The following is a 14449-nucleotide window of genomic DNA, read 5'->3' on the forward strand; positions in this document are numbered from 1 at the left end:
GACTCCGGGATACCGGGGCCTGTGAAGCGTCAAGCATCCTGTCCCACAGTCTCGCCCGCGCCCGCGCTGCGAGCTGCTGCGTAAGCAGCACAGGAATCCTCCACATTCATGCGGAGGAGCACGTCAAAAGCGGCAACTGCTGTCCATGCTGGACGTCCACCCCGGGCACGCGGTGCTCGACGTCGGCTGCGGGCCCGGCACCGACCTGGGCGAGCTGGCCGACGCCGCCGGCCCGACGGGTTCGGTGATCGGGGTCGACCACGACCTGGTGTCGGCGGAGACGGCCCGCGAGCGGCTCGCCGTACACGAGATCGTCGATGTGCTCGTGGGTGACGCGCACGCGTTGCCGCTGGAGGACGGGTCGGTCGATCGGGCGCGGACCGATCGGGTGCTGCAGCACGTGGCCGATCCGCGGCGGGTGCTGTGCGAGATCGGGCGCGTGGCCCGGCCGGGGGCGCGGATCGCGCTGGCCGAGCCGGACTGGGACGGGCTGCTGATCGACTCGGCGAACCTGACGGCCGGCCGTACGCTGACGGGCTTCATCACCTCGCAGGTGGTGCGTAACGCCACGATCGGGCGGGCGCTGCCGCGCCTGTGCGCGGAGGCCGGGTTCTCCGTCACCTCGGTGGTGGCCTCGGCGCCGGTCATCACCGACTTCGACGCCGCCGACCAGCTCCTCGGCCTGCGACGCAACGCCCGGCGCTGCCTGGGCGCCGCGGCGGAGGACTGGCTGACCGAGCTGGCCGCCGGACCGTTCCTGGCAAGCTGCCTGATCTTCCTGGTGGTCGCGGTCAAGGCCTGAGGCCGCGGACAGGCGAAGCAGGTGATCTCCGCCATAGCTACTTTCCCATGAGGAAAGTGGCATGCTACTTTCCTCATAGGAAAGTACTTCGACGCTCAGGGGAGCTCATGCACCCGCACGATGCCCAATCCGCGCTCGATGACATCAACAGGCTCCAGGGCAGGACTCGCGACGAGATCGTCCACCACTACTTCGCTCTCCCCTACGTGCTTCTCAGCGCGCTCATCTTCTTCATCACCTACGCGTCGTTCGACTTCCCTCGGCCTTGGCACGACATCACCATGGTGGTGGGGCTGGGACTGTGGGCTGCGACGGCGATCCTGCAGCGCCGCCGATCCTCCGTCCGCAGGAAGTCGCCGATCTCCGACCTCGAGTTGGTCTTCTACATCGGATGGGGGCTCGCTTTCGCCGGCCTCTTCTTCGCTTTCCGTCTCGGCGCCGAGGCCGTCGGCCTGCCGTTCCACAACACCATCGGCGCCGCCGCGGCTGCCGCGGTATGGGTCCTGGCGATCCCGCCCTCCCGTCGCATCCTCACCGTGATCATGAACAGGAACAGGGGAAGTTGAGGGTTCAGGGTAGGAAGGCGTGCGCGTTCTCGGTCGCCCACTGGGCGAAGGTGAGTGCCGGTCGACCGGTGACCTTTGTCACCGCGTCGGTCACGGTCCGGCCGATCTCCTGATCGCCGCCGTACACCCGTAGCAGGAACTCCACCTTCGTCCGTGCGTCGACATCGCCCATCACCTGGAGCAGCAGCAGGTCCGGCGGCGTGCCCTCCTCGATCCACTCCCGCCGCGTCTGCTCCGGCGTCAGCTCGACGAAGGCCAGGTCGCGGCCCGTGGCCTCGGCCAGGATCCGGATCTTGTCACGCGGGGTCAGCACCTCGGGCCCCGAGATGCGGTACGCCTGCCCGCCGTGCCCGCCCTCCGCCAGTGCCACCGCCGCGATGGCCGCGATGTCGGACTCGTGCACCGGCGCGCTCTTCCGCCCGCCGTACGGCTCGCGGATGACGCCCTCGGCGCGCAGCCTGGGCGCCCAGTCGTTGAGCGTGTTGCTCATGAACTCGATCGGCTGCAGCTGCGTCCACTCCAGTTCGCTGGCCCGTACGGCAGGCTCCAGCGAACCCTCCTCCCAGCCGCCCAGTATCGTGACCCGCCGGATCCCGGCCCGCACGGCGGCGTCCGCGATCTCCTGCCCGATGCCGAGCGGCCGGTACCCGTCGCCGAAGTTGATCAGATGGGCGGCGGTGACCCCCTCGAACGCCTCGGCCATGCGCGCCGCGTCCGTCATGTCCCCCGCGACGACCTCCACCCCCTCGGGGAACCGCGCGACGTCCGGCCGCCGGGTCACGGCCCGCACCTTCTCCCCCGCGTCGAGCAGATGCCGCACGACGAACCGCCCCACGGTCCCTGTCGCGCCGGTAACCAGAATGGTCATCTCGAACTCCTCTTGGTCGGTGACACATCCCAAGAGAGCCGCCCGCCGCGAAGTGTGACGCGTTGAGACCTAAGTCACATGAAGCAGCCGGCAGGTCGGTCCTTCGGCCGATACTCATGATCGAGTTCGCGGGGCATCGTTGCCTGGCATGAACCATGCCCTCCTGGCACTTCTGCTGGCGTTGTCTCCGACTCCGGCGCCCGCCTCGCCGTCCATCGCGTGGCACGCCTGTGGCGAGCATCAGGCGGAGTGCGGCGCCGTCGAGGTCCCGCTCGACTGGGACTCTCCGACTGGCCCCACGATCAAGCTCTCCGTCGTTCGCCACAAAGCCACCGGCGAACGCCTCGGCACCCTCTTCTTCAATCCCGGCGGCCCCGGCGGCCAGGCCGCGATGGTGGTGCGCGACTACCCGGCCTACGCGGTGAGCAGCGAACTACTCCGCCGGTTCGACGTCATCGGCATAGACCCGCGCGGAGTCGGCGAGAGCTCGGCCGTCACCTGCAAGCTGCCGGTCCACGACCCGGCCGTGTCAGAGTTCCCCAAGACCCCCGCCCAATACCGCGAGCTGGTGGCGCACAACCGGGCCGTCAGCTCCAGCTGCCTGGCGGGGACCGGTCCCCTGCTCGGCGAGATCGACACCACGAGCGTGGCTCGTGACTTCGACGCGGTCAGAGCCGCGTTGGGAGAGTCGAAGATCAGCTTCCTTGGCAAGTCGTACGGCACCATGCTGGGCGCCGAGTACGCGCGGCTGTTCCCCGGCAGGGTCCGGACGATGGCGCTCGACGGCGCCGTGGACCACAGCCTCGACTCCGAGCGGCTGGTCACCGACGCCACCGTAGCCGTGGAGGACTCCTTCGAACGCTTCGTGGACTGGTGCGCCCAGGAGCAGACCTGCGCGCTGCACGGCCGCGACGTGGCGCGGGTGTGGGACGACCTGGTGGCCGAAGCCGAGCGGGAGCCGATCCCGGTCAAGAACGGTCGTCCGATGACCGCGGAGGAACTGCGCTACGTCGCTTACGTCTTCCTCGATCAGCTTCCCGAGTACGGCGGAGGCCTGGCCACCGGCATCGTCCAGGCCGAGAACGGCGACGCGCAGATCCTCGCCTCAATGCGTGGCGCCGCCCTCGACGACGCGGCGAGCACCGCGGCCTATCGGTCCATACTCTGCCTCGACATCGCCCACGGCATCGACGGCTATCGTGACCTCCGCGCCAGGCTCGACCGCGTCAGGAAGCTGTCGCCACACATGAAGGGCACCTCGGAGTTCTGGGACATGACGGCAGGCTGCCTCGGCTGGCTGATCCCGCCGACGAACCCGCAACGCCCGCTGGAGGTCCGCGGCGTGCCGCCGGTGCTCGTGGTCGGCAACACCCACGACCCTGCCACTCCGCTGTCATGGGCGAGGAGCCTGTCGTCCCGCATCCAGGGCTCCGGGCTGCTGACGAACGACGAGAACGGCGGCAACGGCCACAGCTCCTACCTCAGGGCACCGTGCGCCACGGCCCGCATCGACGAGTACCTGGTGTCGGGCAAGCTTCCCCCTACCGGCACCGTCTGCCGATAGAAGGGCGGCCGGCACAAGGCTCCCTAACCGTCTCTTCAAAGGTCAGTGTCGCTTTCCGAAGTCGCCTGCACGGATGCGCGAAGTGGTCTGGTGATCTTCGGCTAGCGGGACGGGCGTGGGCCCGCCCGCGCGGAAATGCTCTTTGGTCGAGAAGCTGCAGATGCCTGGAGCGTTCAGCGTCCTCTACGCATGTAGGCGCGGAGCGACAGCGGGACGAAGATCACCAGCAGCGCGGCCGACCAGAGCAGGACGGCGGTCACCGGATGCGCGAGTGGCCAGGCCGCGTTTCCGGACGGGGCGCCAGGGTTGCCGAACAGCTCCCGTGAGGCGGCGGTGAGCGCGCTGACCGGGTTCCAGTCGGCCAGGAAGCGCAGCCAGCCCGGCATGCCGCCGGTCGGGACGAACGCGTTCGACAGCATCGTGAACGGCAGGCCCAGCGGCACCATCGCGTCGGCGACCTGATCGTTCTTCACCGCCAGGCCCACATAGACGCCCACCCAGCTCAGCGCGTACCGCAGCACGATCATCAGCAGGAACGCCTGGGCCGTGGGGATCAGGCCGCGGTGCGGCTGCCAGCCCACCAGCAGGCCCGTGCCCACCATGATGGCCAGCATCAGCAGGCCGGTCAGCAGGTCGGCGCCGGTCTGCCCGAACGGCACCGCCAAGCGCGCCATCGGCATGGAGCGGAACCGGTCCATCACACCGCGGGAGGCATCGTTGGCCATCCGCGTCATGACCCCCAACCACGCTGAGAAGGTCACCATCGCGAACAGGCCGGGCATGAGGTACTCGCGATAGTTGCCGCTGTCCGGCACCTGGATCGCGCTGCCGAAGACGTACCCGAACAGCACCACCATGACGGCCGGGAAGACCAGCGCGGCGACAATCTGCCCCGGTTCTTGCCGCAGCCGTCCCAGCTCGCGGCCGACCAGGGTCAGCCCGTCGGTGAACGTCCAGCCCAGGCGACGCAGTGGTGAGGTGAGGGCGGTCATCGGACGGGCTCCTTACGGTCGGTGAGGCGCAGGAACACCTCGTCGAGGGTGGGGCGGCGCAGCCGCACGTCGGCCGCGGCGACTCCCGCGTGGTCAAGCTCACGCACGATGTCGGCGAGCCGGAGCCCGCCGACGGGCAGGACGACGCTGAGCCCGTCGGCGCCCGTCGGCGCGGGATCGGTGCCGGCGAGGGCGTTCAGGACGGTCATCGCCGCAGACAGCGCGGCGGGGTCTTCGAGGGTGACGTCGAGGCGGTCCCCGATCGTGGCCTTCAGCTCGTCGGGCGTGCCGGTGGCGATCACCTGCCCGTGGTCGATGACGGCGATGTCGTCGGCCAGGCGGTCGGCCTCGTCCAGATACTGCGTGGTGAGCAGCACCGTGGTGCCATCGGCCACCAGCTCGCGGACGCTGTCCCAGATCTCGCCGCGGCTGCGCGGGTCCAGGCCGTTGGTGGGCTCGTCCAGGAAGAGCACCTTGGGGCGCAGGATGAGGCAGGTGATCAGGTCGAGTCGGCGGCGCATGCCACCGGAGTAGCCGAGAACCGGGCGGTCGGCCGCGTCCATCAGGCCGAAGCGCTCCAGCAGCTCGTCGGCCCGCCGGTGCGCCTGGCGGCGGGATAGGTGGTAGAGGCGCCCGAACATGCGCAGGTTGCCGCGGCCGGTGAGCTTCTCGTCCACGGCGGCGTACTGGCCCGCGAGCCCGATCTGCTCGCGTACTTTGCCGGCCTCGCGGACGACGTCGTATCCGGCGATGCGGGCGTGCCCGGCATCGGGATCGGACAGGGTAGCCAGGATGCGCACTGCGGTCGTCTTCCCGGCGCCGTTCGGCCCGAGCACGCCGCAGACCCTCCCTCTCGGGACACTCAGGTCCAGGCCCCGTAGCGCATGGGTGCCGCCGAAGGACTTGTGCAACCCCTCGGCGACCACGATCGGATCCGTCATGATCCCTCCATTGAGTACCTTGTACGCGATATCGGGAAGGCTAAGCGATTGGGTACCATGTACGCAACCGAGGGGGTGAAGCGGTGACCGACGCCGAGTACGTGAACATCTGGATGCGGCCAGAACGCCTGACCTACGGGCGGAAGCCCTCCTACAGCCGCGCGCAGATCACCGAGGCGGCGATCCGGATCGCCGACGCCGAAGGGCTGGAGGCCGCCACCATGCGGCGGATCGCCGCCGAGATCGGCGCGGGCGCGATGTCGCTCTACCGGTACGTCCCGAGCCGCGACAACCTGGTCGAGCTCATGGCCGACCGGGTGATGGGCGAGATCGACGTCACGGGCATGCCCTCGGGCGACTGGCGCGCCGACCTGACCCGCTACGCCGACGGGCTGCGGGCCATGTGGCTGAGGCACCCGTGGATCGCCACCGTGCAGCGGTCACTCCCCAGCCTCGGCCCCAACCAGCTGCTCTTGATCGAACGGCTGATGGGAGTGCTCGACGCCTTCGTCTCCATCGACGAGAACCTCGGCCTCATGGCCGTGCTGAACGGCTACATCGAGGGCACCGTCCGCGAGGAGATCAGCTCGGCCGAGGAATTCCGCCGCAGCGGGCTCAGCGAGTCGGAGTGGATGGCGCGGAGCTACCCGTACGTCGACCAGCTGGTGAAGAGCGGGGATTACCCGATCTTCACCAAGATCGTGATGGAGGCGCGCCAGCCGCACCTGAGCCGCGACGACCAGTTCCGGTACGGGCTCCAGCGCGTCCTCGACTGCATCGCCGGGGCCCTCCCATCAATGGCTGAGTCTCCGATGTCGGCACACGGAGAGGGGCGGGAAGGTCAGGACGGGCCAGGGCAGAGTCGTAGTCGACCACCCAAGAGGGCATCAAGAGCGAAATAGACTGTCCGCGCGGCAGTGTGACGGCCGCGGTGGCGATGCCTTCGAAGGTGAACCGGTCCAGCGCGGCGACAGCGTCAGGGACCGGGCGAGGGGTTATGAGGGGGTTACTCGGGTTCGCCGATGAGCTCGATCTCGATGGCGAGCACGGCCAGGCCATCGCGACCGGGTGACCACCGCCCCGGACGGGAACGGGCCCTAGCGCGAACTCGCCCGGAGGGGTTTGCGCGTCCTCAGAAGAGCTAGGAGCTGGGCAGTCTTGCGTCATGTCGTGATCAGGTGCGCGGGGCTCACGGGTGGGGCGCCGTGGCCGAGTAGTGCTGGAAGGTCCACCAGGAGGACGTCGCCTCTGCGGCGTGCTGTACTGATCAGATCGGGGTGGAAGCCCTCGAGCGAGAACACCGCCAGGATGGCGTCAGCGGTGTTGTGCTTCTGCTGAGCCAGCAGCGTCTTGACCTGGTCCAAGCGGTCCAGGTCGGCCACGCCTCTCTTGGTGATCGTCGCCTTGGCCTCGCCTAGCAACCGGATCCGTCCGGAGCCCTTGTCGACCGCCACCACGTCGACCTCGTGCCTGGCCTGGCCGCGACCGTCGTTCACAACCGTCGAGGCGACTCGGGTCGCGCCGATGCGCGGGCGGAGCCACTCCCTGGCGCACTCCTCGAAATGCGGTCCGAGGATGCGTGAGGTGAAGGTCGGGCGGCTGTTGAGCCAGGCCTGTCCAGGCAGTCCCGCCTCGACCAGGTCCCGCTGGGCGACCGTGACGAGGTTGTGGAAGCGGACGATGGGGTCTGCCACCGTGATGAGCGGCCGCCGATCCCACAGAGGATCGCTCTCGTATCTTAGGAAGCCCGCGCTGACCAGCGCCTCGATGGGGCGGGCCAAGGAGGTCCTGTCACGTTCGACAAGCCCGCCGATCTTCGCAGGGCTGGTCGCGCCGCCGGCGACCGCGTTGATGATCGCGTAGTGCAGGGCGCTGCCGGTGAACCTCGGGTCCTCCCTCAGCAGGTATTCGGTCTCGCTGCGCGAGTAGAGCGCCTGGCTCGGATCCATGACCGTCGCAGGCACCCACTCGTCCAGCCCGGTGAGGCTCTGCGGCGGCGGGACGTTGGCCAGGTTCCGATAGCCGGGCGAGCCACCGAGAATGGCGTGCAGGCGCAGCGCGGTGCCGGCGTCCTCGATCCCCCAATGGCGAGCCGTCGTGGCCGGATCGAAGGGCTGCAGGCGCAGATCGACGGCCGCCCGCCCACGCAGCGCCTTGGCGCCGGACAGCAGCTCGTTCATGACCGACATGGCCGACCCGCACACGATCACCCGCCCGCCGCCGTCCCTGGCCCTCGACTGCGACCCGTCGTAGAGGTACTGCAGGAGCCCGGGCAACTCCGGGGAGTGCGCCATCCAGTACGGCAACTCGTCGATGACCAGCAGCCCACGGGAGCCCGATCGTCGGACGACCAGATCGATCGCGGTGCTCAGGAGCGTCTCCCAGTCGGCGTCGCCGACGAGCTCGGTCCCGATCCCGGCATACCTGGCGATGTCAGCAGCGAACCGCCGCCGCGCGACGGCGACCCCCTCCTCGGCGACCGCGGTCACATACAGGCCGTCGCTCTCCTGCGCCAGAGCACGCAGCAGATAGCTCTTCCCGACCCGCCGCCGCCCCGACACCACACCCAGCCGCAACTGCGGGTCGACATGGTTGACGAACTGAGCGAGAGCGGCCCACTCGGCATCTCTGGCCAGGACCTGGGCAGGCTTCTGTGCGGGTGTCACCTAATTAGTATGTCACCAAGCATACAAATTAGGTAGCACGCAAGCAGACATGAAATCACCGCAGGTCACGAAGCAAATGCATGTTTCCCACAGTCCGCAGTGGCCTCGCATGTTCGCGCGCCATGCCCACCCCAGCGGCGCCCATCTAGGTGACCGAGGTCAAAGCCCCCGCCAACCGCTACCAGCGGGAACTCGCTGACGCCCCGGGAATCGATCTCGTATCTAGAGCCTGTCTCAAAGTGAGGTCAGCCAGTCGTTGAGAACGGTGATGTGTACGGTGGCCTCGTAACGAACGGCGAGTTTGTCGTAGCGGGTGGCCACGGCGCGGTGCCTCTTGAGGCGGTTGATACCGCACTCCACAGCGTGCCTCAGGCGGTAGTCATCGCGGCTGAAGGCCGGTGGCCGTCCGCCGTGACGGCCTCGGTTCCTGCGGTGCCGGGCTTGGTCGACCTTCACCGGGATCGTGCAGCCGATACCCCGTTGACGCAGATAAGCGCGGTTGGCATGGCAGCTGTAGGCCTTGTCGGCGCGGACCCGATCCGGAATAGTCCGTGCTCGGCCCGCTCCCATCCTCGGCACGTTGATCCTGTTCAGGACGGGCTGGAACTGCGGGCTGTCACCCCGCTGCCCGGCGGTCAGGAGCAGGGACAGCACCTTCTGCCGCTGCTCACACGACAGGTGGATCTTCGTGGTCAGACCGCCCCGCGACCGCCCGAACGCCTGGTCGGCGGTGACGCCGCCCGCCGATTCCTTCTGCGCGAGCAAGCGTGCTCCGGCCGCGTGCTGATGGGCCCGCACGATCGTGGAATCCACACGGACATCCCAGGCGATCAGGCCGACCACATCCGCCCGGACCTGTAACGCGGTGATGATGTGCTGCCACACCCCGCTGCGCTGCCCAGCGGCGAACAACGAGTAGAGCGCCTGCCAAGACCCGTAGCACTCCGGCACGTCCCGCCATGGCGACCCGACCCGCACCCGCCGCCGGATCCCGTCGATCAGCTGACGCTTGGTCCACTGCGATGGCCGCCCCGGACCTTTGGGTGTGGGCAGCAGCGGTTCCAGCCGCGCCCACTGCGCATCGGTCAGGTCGAACCGCCGCGTCACCGCTACGGTGGCCACGAGGTCTCCGGATATGAGGTTCGTCTTGGTCGATGAACCCTCTATCGGAGACCTCCCTGCCTATCCGGCTATGACACGCCGTTGATCGCCTTTGAGACAGGCCTAGGCGCGCTTGGGCCAGATGAGGCCCTGGTCGGTCCAGACGACACCCTTGTTGCGGCAGAGGCAAAAGGGGTGGCCGACGGGGTCGGTGTAGACGCGCCAGCCGTAGCCGTCGGGGCCGATGGAGTCCTGCTGCAGGGACGCGCCGAGGGCCAGGACGCGGCTCTGTTCGGCCTCGATGTCGTCGACTTCGAAGTCGAGGTGGAACTGCTTGGGGTGCTCGCTGTCGGGCCACTGCGGGGCGCGGTAGTCCTCCACCGGGTTGAAGGCCAGTTCGATCTCGCCGAACTGGATACCGGCCCAGTTCTCGTGGCTGCCCTCCTTGACCGGGCGACCCGTCACCTCGGAGTAGAAGGCCGCCAGTTTCATCGCATCCGGGCAGTCGATGATGAAGTCGGTGAGTCGCAGCATCCCGCGATCCTGTCACAAGATCAAATAAGCTGGACTTTGAGACAGACCCTAGGCGTCGCCGTACAACTCTCGCATGCATTGAGCGATTCGGGGCAACCTTCGCGAGCTCTCCTCGTCATCGTCCAGTTCCCATTCCTCGTCGCCCGGGTCGGGGAGCGCACACAACTCGTACCCACGAGCCATGAGGACCTCGGCGAGACCTTCCTCGGCTGTTCCTGTCACTCGTTCCCAGGCTTCGTCAGCCACGTAGTCCAAGCATTCGAACTCCGGCCAGTCATCGTTGGTCCATGTGTGATGCTGCCGCATGATGGCCAGCAGGCGGTGGACCTCCGGTACATCGGCCAGGGCATCTGGATCTTCAGCCACCCGCTCGAACACCTCACGACCCAGGCCCACGAGCCACATCTGGAAGTACCAGAAGCCGTCCCCGGAGCCGCCTCCAAACAAAGCGCGCATGGCGCCCCACATCAACCACGTGTCCACCCGACGCCTGGCCACGAGCAGCCACGACGCGAAATCCACGATCTCCTCGGCTGAACGGCGCTCCAGCCGCTCCCTAAGCCACGCCAGGCGTGCTTTCTTCCCATCCGTCTCACGCCCGGACTGCTCGATCAGGTTCCAAAACTCATCGATGTCCACGCCGAGCGATCATGGCAGTCAACCACCCACCGGCCAAGAGGCCCCGTGACCGCAAAACTCGCCATGATCCGCGCGGGTCAAACCGGCCTTTCTTTACAGGCGGCCAGCCGAGCTGAGCGAGCTTGGCCTGGCCCAGTTCGCGCTCTACCTGATCCACGACCGGAAGGAGTCTGGTGCTCAGCGCTGTCTACTGAGCCGGCAGGCCGCGTCGGCCGATCCAGCCTGCTCGCCGCAGAACACCTCCTTGACGAGCCTCTGCGTCGCCTTCTGGAACGTTTCTGCCAGGGGCAATGCGGCGTCGTCCACATAGTTCAGCGAGGCGGTCAGGGTCTTGTTGCCGTCGGGCGTGCTGTACATCAGCGCCGGACGCCGACCGGGTCAGATTCACAACTGGCCAGGTCCGCGTGAACTCAGCGCGTTCAGCGACCAGACGGCCGACCAGTTGGGAGCCTGTTAGCGAGCGGTTGGGCAAGGGTGGTTCACGTGCCGATTGGGGCAGCAGATCATGCCTACCGTGATGAAGTGGCCACCGCTCAGCCACTCACCCCACTGCACATCCACGCCGCGCGGCAGCAGATCAGTTGCCAGTGCTTCGCGGCTGTCCAGCGGGATCGAATCGCCAGATCCAGCGGGCGGGGCATACTCGCGCGTCATCCATTCCACGGCCTTGTTCAGGTCATCGAACGTCTCCGCGATCCGGCTTGCCGGTTTGGCCAGCCATTCACCGGTCCGCATCGGCGGCAGGAGCGAGGTTATGAAGTCCGGTGAGGTGGGCCGTCGTTCAGCCTCACGAGCCAGGTCAGCACCGTGCCCGAGCCAGGTGTATGCGTGCCAGTGCAACGGTCCCCCGTACAGTCGAATGTGGGACGGCTCCCTGCCTGATTCAGGCGGGCAGGGAGCCGTCTGCGGGTGGCGGTACTAGATGGTCCTCAACCCGGCGGCGCGAAGCTCGGCACCGGTGAAGCGGAGAGTCCCGGCACCGGGGTTCTTCGAGTCACGCAGCGCGAACGCGTCGTTCTCCCCCGGAAGCGGGGCGATCTCCACGCAGGATTCGCCTTCGCCGTCCTCGTTGTTGTTGCCGCCGCACATGCGGCGGAACTCCAGCGGGCCGGGGTCCTTTGTGTACAGGTCCATCTGTCTGCCCTCCTTCACGCTCGGGCCGGATGGCCCGAGGTGGTGGCACGGCTGTGGCCGCGTCCGAGTGCAGCAGCCAGCCGTGCGTCTAGGCGCGCGGCGGACGAGCACGCGCCGCCTGCTCGTCCAGTCGCGCTATAAGTCCGTTCAAGTCCCCCGCGAGAAGCACCGGAAGTAGACCCCGCGCATACTCGTCGGATGACGGGACTCTCCAGCGCGCCGCCGCAACCCCTATGGCCAGGTCGGGGAAGAACTCCCACTGTGAGCCGTACTTCACTTTCAGCTCTTCGAGCGTCACGGCTAGCTCACCGCCCTAGGATGTGCGCGCCCGCGTGGCTGACGGGTGACTAACTGGAGTGGGGTGATCCCCTCGACGCAGGCAATCCGCCGACGCAATGCCTGGGCATCCTTAGCGCATACCACGTTGACCCTGTCGGCTTGGGCGGCGATCCGCATCGCGATGTAGCCCCCACCGGCTCCATCCATCACGATCCAGCCCTCGATCACGAAGGGTTGCGGGTTGTCCCACCGCATCCTCGGATCACCGCCTTGCCCTCGACCTGACGCGAGCCCTTCCGGCTCCTGGTTGGTCATGCACTGGGCTCACGCTGGCGGGCCATCGGCAGGGGTGCCGTGTTAGGCCGCTTCTCCAAGACGCCGAACTCTTCGGCCAGTTCCAGAAAGCCGTCTATACCCAGCGCGGTAGGCGCCGTGGAATCGACGACACCACGGGCGATCAACTGCTCTCGGTACTGCTCCCGAGTCCACGATGGCCGGGGAAGAGACTCAGCGGACGGACCGATCTCGTCCAGCTCGGCGGGCGTGAGGTGACCCACGTAGATCTCAGGGGCTCGAGAAACGGCTGGTGTCGTGTCTCCAGGGGGCATGCATCGACGGTAGGAGCAGGCACTTCGGTGGCTCTACGAACTTGTACGAACTTGCGTGTGTCAGCCCAGACCGGCGATTGCCGCCGTGATCAAAGCGCGCGCCTTTCTCCCATAGACAGCACTGGCCGCCAGTTCAGTGAACCCCTTGATGTAGAGCCCGATCTCGTGTGGTTGGGTGACCGTCACACCCGCAGAAAGGAGCTCAACGAACACCCGCTGGTCGTCGTAGATCGAGAAGGTTTCCATGGTCCAAAGCCTCCGACGTACGTCAGAGGGAATGATCCCCAAGGAGATGGAGGGCAGAGACATTCCCTCCAGGAGCTGGCCAAGCTGACCCGCCATGACATCGTCACCAGCGATTCGATCGTGGAGGACGGACTCCTCCAGGAGGATGGCGAACCGGTGGTCTCCCTCGTACAGGAGACGGCTTCGGGCCGTCCGTGCGGTGATGGCTTCGTCGATGTCGCGGGGAGCATCGTGGAACTCGGCGAAGGCCGTGAGTACGGCCCGCATGTAGCCGGGGGTCTGAAGGGGCCACGGCATGAACTGTGAGCAGTAGAAGCGGAACAGTCGGGTTTGCTCGTACAGGGACACCCGCGTCTCTTGCAGGCGCTTCATGCCGCTGCGCTGTAGCCGCTTCCACTCGACATACATGCTGTCGGCGCTGCGGCTGGCCGCTATCAGATCGGGGATCTCTTCCTCAACGCCGCAGATCTGGCACCACACGCGGATATCGGCGTCGGAAGGGAGCGTGCGGCCGTTGATCAGGCGTGAACACTTGGACTCGTCCCACCCGGCCGCCTGAGCCAGCGCCCGAGCAGTGATGCCGGAGTCACGAAGGATCTCCCGAAGCCGCTTTCCGATTGCCAGGCGGGCCTGCTGGGCGCTGGACGACGGTGAGGTTGCCACGTGCCGAGATCAGCTGGGTTGGTACTCGACGTGTTCGATGCCGCGCTCCCATACGGCCTCGAACGCTGTGGCGCACAGCTTGACCACGGCGGGATCATCAGAGAGTTCGTAACCGGTGGCCTCTCCATTTCCGGAGTGAAGGCCGAACCGCACAAGCTGTTCGTCGAACAGCCAGAAGTCGTTCCCTGGGAGCGCGAGGTCTGAGGCCCGCTGACGGGGGAGCCAGCGAACCAGCTCACCACCGGCCAGATTGGCATGCGGTGTCGCGGAATGCTCGTATCGGACGTAGTCGCTGACGGGCTCTGAAACGATCCGCGCGCGCCGAACTCCTACACCGCGTTCCACTGTCCTCCGGATCAGATTGACCCACGGAGCGTCGAACTCGGTTCTGTCGAAGGGTTTCCCTTCCAGCCAGGCGCGATACCCGGGGCTTGAGTAGCCGTACCCGTCGCGCATTTCGAGGTGCAGCGCCGAGCGCGTGCAGCGCCCGAGCAACTCATCCAACGTCGGGGCCGCGTTCACCACACGCCTCCAGGAGGTAGCCACGCATATGCGCTGGAAGCCTAACGATCATTTCGCCCGGCGCGAGCGGACTTCGTGCGACGACTTGCTCCACCTCAGACGGATCGGTGACCACGATCCCTTGGATGACGAAGCTGCCGTCTTTGTCGTCGACCCAGACCGAGGGGCAACCTCCGTGCTCGCTGGTGCCGTCGATGCCGATGAACCGTAGCGCCATGATGGCCTCCACTGCTCCGGATGTGTGCGAGCTTGCACACAGGCGAGCTTGAACGGCGTTCGCGAGGTCGTCAAGGGCGAGACCTGGACTCGGGTCATCGCGGGTCA

17 protein-coding genes are annotated in these 14449 nt (G+C 67.2%); 4 read left to right on the forward strand and 13 right to left on the reverse strand.

Annotated elements, in window-relative coordinates; genetic code table 11:
- Positions 1-145 precede the first annotated feature (145 nt).
- Both KIK09_RS55535 and KIK09_RS55540 read left to right on the forward strand, forming a co-directional pair.
- Entirely contained in the window at positions 146-802 is a 657-nt protein-coding gene (locus tag KIK09_RS55535; RefSeq protein WP_214327655.1) for a methyltransferase domain-containing protein, read from the forward strand.
- 107 nt (positions 803-909) lie between these two features.
- Complete coding sequence (locus KIK09_RS55540; protein ID WP_214327656.1) at positions 910-1368, forward strand: hypothetical protein; 459 nt, start codon at positions 910-912, stop codon at positions 1366-1368.
- Positions 1369-1372: 4 nt separating this feature from the next.
- Here the strand turns inward: KIK09_RS55540 and KIK09_RS55545 are convergent, their stop codons facing one another.
- The gene (locus tag KIK09_RS55545; RefSeq protein WP_214327657.1) at positions 1373-2236 is read right to left on the reverse strand and encodes an SDR family oxidoreductase; all 864 of its coding nucleotides are present in this window, start codon (positions 2234-2236) and stop codon (positions 1373-1375) included.
- A 148-nt stretch (positions 2237-2384) separates the two neighbouring features.
- Between KIK09_RS55545 and KIK09_RS55550 the strand changes: the two genes are divergently transcribed.
- Entirely contained in the window at positions 2385-3800 is a 1416-nt protein-coding gene (locus KIK09_RS55550; RefSeq protein WP_214327658.1) for an alpha/beta hydrolase, read from the forward strand.
- Between the two features lie 173 nt (positions 3801-3973).
- Here the strand turns inward: KIK09_RS55550 and KIK09_RS55555 are convergent, their stop codons facing one another.
- Both KIK09_RS55555 and KIK09_RS55560 read right to left on the reverse strand, forming a co-directional pair.
- Positions 3974-4792: an ABC transporter permease gene (locus tag KIK09_RS55555; RefSeq protein WP_214327659.1), complete on the reverse strand. Its 819-nt coding sequence runs from the start codon at positions 4790-4792 to the stop codon at positions 3974-3976.
- Positions 4789-5733 carry an ATP-binding cassette domain-containing protein gene (locus KIK09_RS55560; RefSeq protein WP_214327660.1) on the reverse strand — a complete coding sequence of 315 codons (945 nt, stop codon included), beginning with the start codon at positions 5731-5733 and terminating at the stop codon, positions 4789-4791. The genes KIK09_RS55555 and KIK09_RS55560 overlap by 4 nt, the downstream gene beginning before the upstream one ends.
- A gap of 83 nt (positions 5734-5816) precedes the next feature.
- Between KIK09_RS55560 and KIK09_RS55565 the strand changes: the two genes are divergently transcribed.
- A complete protein-coding gene (locus tag KIK09_RS55565) occupies positions 5817-6635 on the forward strand; it encodes a TetR/AcrR family transcriptional regulator (protein ID WP_214327661.1) in 819 nt (272 codons plus the stop codon).
- Between the two features lie 261 nt (positions 6636-6896).
- Here the strand turns inward: KIK09_RS55565 and KIK09_RS55570 are convergent, their stop codons facing one another.
- From KIK09_RS55570 to KIK09_RS55615, 10 genes are all read right to left on the reverse strand, one after another.
- Positions 6897-8399: an ATP-binding protein gene (locus tag KIK09_RS55570; RefSeq protein ID WP_214327662.1), complete on the reverse strand. Its 1503-nt coding sequence runs from the start codon at positions 8397-8399 to the stop codon at positions 6897-6899.
- A gap of 234 nt (positions 8400-8633) precedes the next feature.
- Positions 8634-9521 (reverse strand): IS5 family transposase, encoded by an 888-nt coding sequence (locus KIK09_RS55575; RefSeq protein ID WP_308164865.1) that lies wholly within the window; start codon positions 9519-9521, stop codon positions 8634-8636.
- Between the two features lie 102 nt (positions 9522-9623).
- Positions 9624-10034, reverse strand: coding sequence for a VOC family protein (locus tag KIK09_RS55580; RefSeq protein ID WP_214327663.1), 411 nt, complete (start codon positions 10032-10034; stop codon positions 9624-9626).
- 48 nt (positions 10035-10082) lie between these two features.
- A complete protein-coding gene (locus tag KIK09_RS55585; protein WP_214327664.1) occupies positions 10083-10673 on the reverse strand; it encodes a DUF4240 domain-containing protein in 591 nt (196 codons plus the stop codon).
- 177 nt (positions 10674-10850) lie between these two features.
- Entirely contained in the window at positions 10851-11030 is a 180-nt protein-coding gene (locus KIK09_RS55590; RefSeq protein ID WP_214327665.1) for a hypothetical protein, read from the reverse strand.
- A gap of 96 nt (positions 11031-11126) precedes the next feature.
- The gene (locus KIK09_RS55595) at positions 11127-11408 is read right to left on the reverse strand and encodes a hypothetical protein (RefSeq protein ID WP_214327666.1); all 282 of its coding nucleotides are present in this window, start codon (positions 11406-11408) and stop codon (positions 11127-11129) included.
- Between the two features lie 183 nt (positions 11409-11591).
- The gene (locus KIK09_RS55600; protein WP_250575397.1) at positions 11592-11807 is read right to left on the reverse strand and encodes a DUF397 domain-containing protein; all 216 of its coding nucleotides are present in this window, start codon (positions 11805-11807) and stop codon (positions 11592-11594) included.
- A 947-nt stretch (positions 11808-12754) separates the two neighbouring features.
- Positions 12755-13603 carry a helix-turn-helix domain-containing protein gene (locus KIK09_RS55605; RefSeq protein ID WP_214327667.1) on the reverse strand — a complete coding sequence of 283 codons (849 nt, stop codon included), beginning with the start codon at positions 13601-13603 and terminating at the stop codon, positions 12755-12757.
- A gap of 9 nt (positions 13604-13612) precedes the next feature.
- Positions 13613-14125, reverse strand: a complete 513-nt coding sequence (locus tag KIK09_RS55610; protein WP_308164866.1) for a DUF6879 family protein — start codon at positions 14123-14125, stop codon at positions 13613-13615.
- On the reverse strand, positions 14100-14342 hold the full coding sequence (locus KIK09_RS55615; protein WP_214327669.1) for a hypothetical protein: 243 nt from the start codon (positions 14340-14342) through the stop codon (positions 14100-14102). Before KIK09_RS55615 ends, KIK09_RS55610 begins: the two co-directional genes overlap by 26 nt.
- Positions 14343-14449: the final 107 nt, after the last annotated feature.

The sequence above is a fragment of the Nonomuraea sediminis genome (genome assembly GCF_018531495.1).
In the GTDB taxonomy this organism is placed as follows: domain Bacteria; phylum Actinomycetota; class Actinomycetes; order Streptosporangiales; family Streptosporangiaceae; genus Nonomuraea; species Nonomuraea sediminis.

Bases quoted from the DNA above. Each gene is read 5' to 3' on its own strand.
- KIK09_RS55615 (WP_214327669.1), bottom strand. From the start codon at position 14,342: ATGGCGCTACGGTTCATCGGCATCGACGGCACCAGCGAGCACGGAGGT.
- KIK09_RS55590 (WP_214327665.1), bottom strand. From the start codon at position 11,030: ATGTACAGCACGCCCGACGGCAACAAGACCCTGACCGCCTCGCTGAAC.
- KIK09_RS55545 (WP_214327657.1), bottom strand. From the start codon at position 2,236: ATGACCATTCTGGTTACCGGCGCGACAGGGACCGTGGGGCGGTTCGTC.
- KIK09_RS55600 (WP_250575397.1), bottom strand. From the start codon at position 11,807: ATGGACCTGTACACAAAGGACCCCGGCCCGCTGGAGTTCCGCCGCATG.
- KIK09_RS55535 (WP_214327655.1), top strand. From the start codon at position 146: ATGCTGGACGTCCACCCCGGGCACGCGGTGCTCGACGTCGGCTGCGGG.
- KIK09_RS55540 (WP_214327656.1), top strand. From the start codon at position 910: ATGCACCCGCACGATGCCCAATCCGCGCTCGATGACATCAACAGGCTC.
- KIK09_RS55555 (WP_214327659.1), bottom strand. From the start codon at position 4,792: ATGACCGCCCTCACCTCACCACTGCGTCGCCTGGGCTGGACGTTCACC.
- KIK09_RS55560 (WP_214327660.1), bottom strand. From the start codon at position 5,733: ATGACGGATCCGATCGTGGTCGCCGAGGGGTTGCACAAGTCCTTCGGC.
- KIK09_RS55595 (WP_214327666.1), bottom strand. From the start codon at position 11,408: ATGCGGACCGGTGAATGGCTGGCCAAACCGGCAAGCCGGATCGCGGAG.
- KIK09_RS55580 (WP_214327663.1), bottom strand. From the start codon at position 10,034: ATGCTGCGACTCACCGACTTCATCATCGACTGCCCGGATGCGATGAAA.
- KIK09_RS55550 (WP_214327658.1), top strand. From the start codon at position 2,385: ATGAACCATGCCCTCCTGGCACTTCTGCTGGCGTTGTCTCCGACTCCG.